General features: G+C 64.3%; 5 protein-coding genes. 3 read left to right on the forward strand and 2 right to left on the reverse strand.

What is annotated here, in order from left to right:
* Nucleotides 1-31 precede the first annotated feature (31 nt).
* Both VN419_RS03985 and VN419_RS03990 read right to left on the reverse strand, forming a co-directional pair.
* Complete coding sequence (locus tag VN419_RS03985) at nucleotides 32-463, reverse strand: ACT domain-containing protein (protein ID WP_325644679.1); 432 nt, start codon at nucleotides 461-463, stop codon at nucleotides 32-34.
* Between the two features lie 54 nt (nucleotides 464-517).
* Entirely contained in the window at nucleotides 518-1825 is a 1308-nt protein-coding gene (locus VN419_RS03990; RefSeq protein ID WP_325644681.1) for a phenylacetate--CoA ligase, read from the reverse strand.
* 344 nt (nucleotides 1826-2169) lie between these two features.
* Here VN419_RS03990 and VN419_RS03995 point away from each other — a divergent pair, with 344 nt between their 5' ends.
* The 3 genes from VN419_RS03995 to gpmI all read left to right on the forward strand — a co-directional run.
* A complete protein-coding gene (locus VN419_RS03995; RefSeq protein WP_325644683.1) occupies nucleotides 2170-3417 on the forward strand; it encodes an SLC13 family permease in 1248 nt (415 codons plus the stop codon).
* A 104-nt stretch (nucleotides 3418-3521) separates the two neighbouring features.
* A complete protein-coding gene (gene rsfS / locus VN419_RS04000) occupies nucleotides 3522-3932 on the forward strand; it encodes a ribosome silencing factor (RefSeq protein ID WP_325644685.1) in 411 nt (136 codons plus the stop codon).
* Nucleotides 3933-3940: 8 nt separating this feature from the next.
* On the forward strand, nucleotides 3941-4877 hold a 937-nt coding region (gene gpmI / locus VN419_RS04005), incomplete at its 3' end, for a 2,3-bisphosphoglycerate-independent phosphoglycerate mutase (protein ID WP_325644687.1).

Raw genomic sequence — 4877 nt, forward strand, 5'->3', positions numbered from 1 at the left:
AGAAGGGGAGCCCGAAGGCTCCCCCTTTGCATTACATCTTGTAGAGCTTTTCGCCGGGGACGATGGCGATGTTGTTCTTCTGCAGGAGCTCGATGGCCTGGTCCGTGCGGTCGAAGCGGAAGATGATGATGGCGTGCGCGCCGGACTGGTTCACGAACGCGTACATGTACTCCACGTTGATCTTGGCGTCGCGCAGCATCTCCAGGATGTTGTTCAGGCCTCCGGGCTGGTCGGATACTTCCACCGCGACCACGGTGGTGCGGCCCACGGTGAAGCCGCCGGCCTTGAGGTTCTCCTTGGCCTTCTCGAAGTCGGAGACGATGAGGCGCAGGATGCCGAAGTCCGAGGTATCGGCCAGGGAAAGGGCGCGGATGTTCACGCCGGAGTCGGCCAGGATGCGGGTGACCTCGGCCAGGCGACCGGCGCGGTTTTCCAGGAAGATGGAGAGTTGATCGACCTTCATGATGTTCCTCGCTCGTTTTGGGTGCTCGTGCCCGGGTTATGGCTGCCGGGCGGGCTACGCCTGGCTGTTGCGCATGTCGATGATGCGCTTGGCCTTGCCTTCGCTGCGCTCAATGCTCTTGGGCTCCACCAGCTTGCACTTGGCGGTTACGCCCAGGAACTCTTTGATGTTCTTTTCTATCTTGGTTTCCAGGCGTTGTAAATTCTTGATCTGGTCCGAGAACACCGCTTCGTCGATCTCCACGCGGATTTCCAGGGTGTCCAGGTTGTTGGTGCGGCCCACGATGAGCTGGTAGTGCGGGGTCAGGCCGTCGGTTTCGAGCAGGATGGTCTCGATCTGCGAGGGGAACACGTTGACGCCGCGGATAATGAGCATGTCGTCGCTGCGGCCCGTGACGCGTTCCATGCGCGCCGTGGTGCGGCCGCAGCGGCAAGGGGCGGTGTTCAGGCGGCTGATGTCGCGGGTGCGGTAGCGCAGCAGCGGAATGCCTTCCTTGGTGATGGTGGTGAATACCAGTTCACCCTTTTCGCCCGGGGGCAATTGCTCGCCGGTCTCGGAGTCGATGATCTCGGCCAGGAAGTGGTCCTCCTGGATGTGCAGGCCCTTTTTCACCTTGGCGCACTCGATGGCCACGCCCGGCCCCATGATCTCGGACAGGCCGTAGATGTCGATGGCGGTGATGCCGAGCTTGTTCTCGATCTCGGCGCGCATGGAGTCGGTCCAGGGCTCGGCTCCGAAGATGCCGATGCGCAGGGGCAGGTCCTTGATGTCGATGCCCATTTCCTTGGCCGCTTCATGCAGATGCAGCGCGTAGGAGGGCGTGCAGGTGATGACGGTGGCGCCAAAGTCTCGCAGGATCATGGCCTGCCTGCGGGTGCCGCCGCCGGAGATGGGCACCACGGTTGCGCCCAGTTCCTCGGCTCCGTAATGAACGCCCAGGCCGCCCGTGAACAGGCCGTAGCCGTAAGCATTGTGGACGAAGTCGCCGGAGGTGGCCCCTGCCGCAGCCAGACAGCGGGCGACCATCTGGCCCCAGTTCTTGATGTCGCGCTTTGTGTAGCCGACAACCGTAGCCTTGCCCGTGGTGCCGGAGGACGAGTGCAGGCGCACGATGTTTTCGCGGCTGACGGCGAAGAGGCCGAAAGGATAGTGGTTGCGCAGGTCCTGTTTCTCTGTGAAGGGCAGCAGCGTCACGTCGGAAAGTTTCTGGATGTGCTCGGGCTTCACGCCGCGCTCGTCCAGTTTCTTGCGGTAGAAGGGCACGTTTTCGTATACGCGCGCCACGACGCCCTGCAGGCGGCGCAGTTGCAGCGCCTCAAGCTCCTCGCGGGGCATTGTTTCGTTTTCAACATCAAAAATCATGGCCTGTCCTCCTTACAAGGGGCGCGCAGGGGGCGATCTGCGCCAATGTGATCACATGAAGCGGGCAAACACCCGCAACAGGGAAGCCAGGATCGACTCGTCCGTGGCCCTGGATTCTCGCGTCGCCCCGCTGGAAACCTCGCCACGTCTTCCGGGGCTTATGCGCCCGTGCGGAAGGGGAGAGGATGGCTTCGGGGATGATACAGCATGAAAATTCCTTGCCCGAATCCCTTTTGGCCGTCAAGGAAGGGCAGGGATTTCCGTCGCCTGTTCGGTGCTTGCCCTTGTCATCCTGCTGACCTGACCGTATACGCGCCAGTGAGATGCTGGCGGTGGGAGATTTGATGACTGTGGCAGTGATGCAGAACTTCGTGCTGGGCGTGTTCGCCGTGGTCTACCTGGGCATGATTCTGGGGCGCCTGCCCGGGCTTGTGGTGGACCGCTCCGGCGTGGCTTTGCTTGGCGCCGTGGCCCTTTTGGCTGGAGGCGCGCTCGATTCGCGCCAGGCCTGGGCCAGCGTGGATATGCCCACCATGAGCCTGCTTTTCGGCCTGATGCTCGTCTCCGCACAGCTGCGCCTGGGCGGCTTCTACACGCTGCTTGCCCGGCGCATCGCCGCCGCAAGGCTGACGGCACCGGGCCTGCTCCTGCTTGTGATGTTGGCCGGGGCCGGGCTTTCCGCCGTGCTGGTGAACGACATCGTCTGCCTGGCCATGACGCCCATCCTGGCCGAAGGAACCATCCGCCGGGGGCTGAACCCCGTGCCTTTCCTGTTGGGGTTGGCCTGCGCTTCGAACATCGGCTCGGCCGCGACGCTCATCGGCAACCCGCAGAACATGCTCATCGGCCAGGTGGGCGGCCTGCACTTCGGCAGCTTCATCCTCGACGCGCTTCCGCCGGTGCTGGGTGCGCTCTTCGCCGCCTGGGGCATCATCGTGCTGCTTTCGCGCGGCGACTGGCTGCTCTCCCGCCAGGTGGCCCCGGCCCCGGCCGTGGAGTTCCGAGCCTGGCCAACGGCCAAGGGCTGCCTGCTCATGGGCGCGGCCCTTGTCGGTTTTCTGTTCCTGAACGTGCCCCGCGAGGTGGTGGCGCTCACGGTCGGCGGCTTTGTGCTGTTGAGCCGGCGCACAGAAACCCGCGCGGTGTTCGGCCTGGTGGATTGGCAGCTTCTGCTGCTCTTCCTGGGGCTTTTCGTGGTCAACCACGCCGTGGCCGAGTCCGGCCTGCTTGCGCGCATGTTCGCAGGCATCCGGGCGACCGGGATCGACCTTTCGCAGCCGGGCTGGCTTTTCGCCGTCACGGCCGTGCTGTCAAACGTCATCTCCAACGTGCCCGCGGTGATGCTGCTTTTGCCCGTAAGCCCCACGCCCCAGGACAGGCTGTTGCTGGCCTTGGTCAGCACCCTGGCCGGGAACCTGTTTCTGCTGGGCAGCATCGCCAACCTCATCGTGGCGGAGCAGGCGGCGGACCTGGGCATCTCCATCACCTGGCGCAAACACCTGCGCGTGGGCCTGCCCGTGACGCTCGCAAGCTTCATCATCACCGGCCTGTGGTTGTGGGTGCGTTGGGAGAGCCTGTTGGTGGCGGGCTAGCCTGATTGCGGACCAGATTGGCGCATTGCGCTTGCGCCCCGTTTTCAGTACAAGCGACGCCAAGACTGCACTGCACAGGCGCGCTAAGCGCGCCATGAGGAACCATGAAGAAGAAACCGACCCTGCCCACCACCCCTTCCATCCCCACCGAGCAGAAGAGCCAGCTGCTGGCCGCACTGCTGGACGAGAAGCAGGGTGAAAATATCATCGTGCTCGACGTCACCGGCATCTGCCCCATCGCCGAGCACATCGTCGTTGTCAGCGCGCGCGGCCAGCGCCACGCGCAGTCCCTGGCCGACGCCGCCCTGCACCTGGCCAAGGAGAAGAACTTCGTCTCCTTCGGCATGGAGGGCTACGACACTGGCGCCTGGATCCTGGTGGACCTGAACGACATCATCGTGCATATTTTTCAGGACGACAACCGCAAGTTCTACAACATCGAGGGCCTCTGGTCCGAGGGCAAGCGCGTGGCCGCGCCCACGGGCGCCACGCCGGAAGACGCCCTGCCGCAATAGGAGCCCTGATGTCGGTCACGCTGCCTGTCACGCCCACTCTGCTGCTCATCCTGGACGGCTTCGGCCTGGCCCCGGCCGGACCGGGCAACGCCGTTTCCCAGGCCAAGACCCCGGTGCTGGACGGCCTGTTCGCCCGGCATCCGCACACGTTCCTGGCCTGTTCCGGCCGGTCCGTGGGCCTGCCGGACGGCTTCATGGGCAACTCCGAGGTGGGGCACATGAACATCGGGGCCGGGCGCATCGTCTACCAGGACATGACCCGCATCGACATCGCCATGGAAAACGGCGAGCTGGCGGCCAACCCGGTGCTCTTGGACCTTTGCGCCAAAGCTAAGGCGGGCAGCGGGCGTCTGCATCTCATGGGTCTTGTTTCCGATGGCGGCGTGCACAGCCACCAGAATCATATCCACGCCCTGGTGACCCTGGCCAAGAGCCAGGGAATCAAGGACATCTTCATCCACGCCTTTTTGGACGGCCGCGACACGCCGCCCCGAAGCGGGCAGGTTTACGTGCAGGCCCTGGAGGCCAAGCTGGCGGAAATCGGCGCGGGCCGGGTGGCGACCATCACCGGCCGCTACTACGCCATGGACCGGGACAAGCACTACGAGCGCAACGAAATCGCCTACCAGGCCCTGGCCTGCGGACAGGGCAAGCCCGTGCGCGACGCGGCCTCGGCCATCCAGGCGGCCTACTACGCGAGCGAGACCGACGAGTTCGTGAAGCCCCGCGTGCTGGTGGACGAAGCGGGCGCGCCAATCGGGACCATCGGCGACGGCGACGCCCTGTTCTTCTTCAACTTCCGGGCTGACCGGGCCCGGCAGATCAGCCGCTCTTTTTTCGAGAAGGACTTTAAAGAATTTGTGCGGCCTTACTGCCCCAAGCTCTCCGCCTTCGCCACCATGACCCAGTACGAATCCAGCTTCCCGCTTCCCGCTGCCTTTGGTC

This window comes from Humidesulfovibrio sp., assembly GCF_035560995.1.
Lineage (GTDB): Bacteria > Desulfobacterota > Desulfovibrionia > Desulfovibrionales > Desulfovibrionaceae > Humidesulfovibrio.